2 protein-coding genes are annotated in these 2,019 nt (G+C 49.5%); both read left to right on the plus strand.

The window, feature by feature from the left end; genetic code table 11:
- A partial coding sequence (locus tag ACTHUM_RS12370) for a GntP family permease (RefSeq protein ID WP_440402998.1) occupies window positions 1–1,361 on the plus strand: 1,361 nt, incomplete at its 5' end.
- A 90-nt stretch (window positions 1,362–1,451) separates the two neighbouring features.
- The gene (locus ACTHUM_RS12375; protein ID WP_070460206.1) at window positions 1,452–1,970 is read left to right on the plus strand and encodes a gluconokinase, GntK/IdnK-type; all 519 of its coding nucleotides are present in this window, start codon (window positions 1,452–1,454) and stop codon (window positions 1,968–1,970) included.
- Window positions 1,971–2,019: the final 49 nt, after the last annotated feature.

A 2,019-nucleotide genomic window follows, 5' to 3' on the forward strand; every position in this document is an offset into this window, starting at 1 on the left:
GTGCCGGTACCTTGCTCGGTATCGCCGCGGCAGCGATTTTGCTAATCTTGATTTTGATTGTAAAACTGCGCGTTCATGCCTTGCTGACGTTGGTATTGGTCAGCCTGCTGACTGCCATCGTAACAGGTCTGCCTATGGGCAGCATTGTTAATGATGTATTGGTCAAAAACTTCGGCGGTACGCTCGGCAGCGTGGCGTTGCTGGTCGGTTTGGGCGCAATGCTCGGCCGTTTGGTGGAAACTTCCGGTGGCGCTCAGTCTTTGGCAGATGCGCTGATTCAGATTTTTGGTGAGAATCGTGCACCATTTGCTTTAGGCGTGGCTTCTTTGATTTTTGGTTTCCCGATTTTCTTTGATGCCGGCTTGGTGGTGATGTTGCCGATTGTGTTTGCAACGGCACGCCGTATGAAGCAGACCGTTCTGCCATACGCGATGGCGTCTATTGGCGCATTTTCGGTCATGCACGTCTTCCTGCCGCCTCATCCTGGCCCGATTGCTGCTTCTGAGTTCTATGGCGCAAATATTGGTCAACTGCTGATTTTGGGTTTGCCTGTTGCCTTGATTACTTGGTATTTCAGCGGCTATTTATTGGGTAAAGTTTTGGGTCGCAGCATTCATGTACCTGTTCCTGATCTGATCAGTGGTGGTACGCAAGATAATGACCAACCGAAAGCGCCTGCAAAAGCATCTACCGTTGTTGGTATTATGCTGATTCCTATGCTGTTGATTTTCTTAAATACCGGTTTGTCCACTTTAATCAGTGAGAAAGTTGTCAGTGCAGATGAAGGCTGGGTGCAATTTGGTCGCATGATCGGTTCGACACCGATTGCTTTGCTGATTTCTGTTTTGGTAGCCCTGTATGTATTGGGTGGCAAACGTGGCGAAAAAGCCAGCGCTTTGGAGAAAACCATTGATGGCGCATTGGGTCCGGTTTGCTCGGTCATTTTGATTACCGGTGCGGGCGGTATGTTCGGCGGAGTGTTGCGTGCTTCCGGTATCGGTAAGGCTTTGGCCGACAGTATGGCGGACTTGGGTATCCCTGTTTTGCTGGGTTGTTTCTTGGTGGCTTTGGCTTTGCGTATTGCGCAAGGTTCTGCGACCGTTGCATTGACTACCGCTGCCGCGTTGATGGCACCGGCCGTTGCGGCGGCAGGTTTCAGCGATTGGCAGATTACTTGCGTGGTATTGGCTACGGCGGCAGGTTCCGTTGGTTGCAGCCACTTTAACGACTCCGGTTTCTGGCTTGTCGGCCGTCTGTTGAATATGGATGTGCCGACGACCTTGAAGACATGGACGGTCAACCAAACACTTATCGCACTCATCGGTTTTGCTTTATCGTCAGTGTTGTTTGTTTTGGTTTAATCGGAAGAACGGGCGGATAGTGTTTTTGAGATAACACAATCCGCCCGTTTTTAAATACCGTTAAAATCTAGATAAACAAGGAGTAGAAAAATGACGACACATTTTGTCATGATGGGCGTGTGCGGTTGCGGTAAAACCACTGCCGCGCTGTCTTTGCAAAAACATCTCAACCAATGTCCGTATGCTGAAGGCGACGATTTTCATACCCAAGCCAACCGCGATAAAATGGGTGCAGGTATTCCGTTAACGGATGAAGACCGCTACCCATGGCTCGGCAATTTGCGTGACTGGATGACGGAGCAGGCAAAAAATGGGGAAACATATTCCATCGTTACTTGTTCCGCACTCAAACGCCAATACCGCGATATTCTGCGTGGTGCAGAAGGGAAGGTGGCTTTTATCCATTTGACTCCGCCTCAAGCAATCAATCTTGAGCGTATGCTGTCGCGTCAGGGGCATTATATGAAAGCCGGAATGCTGGATTCTCAGCTGGAGATTTTGGAAGAGCTGGGTGCTGATGAGTACGGTGTCAAAATTGACAATCCGGGTTCGCCTGAAGCCGTTGAGGCAGATATTGTGAACTGGGTGAAAGCGCAAGGCTTGATTTAGTAATGATCAGAAATGGAAAGGCCGTCTGAAATATTTCAGACGGCCTTTT

The organism is Neisseria sp. P0021.S006 (assembly GCF_051956895.1).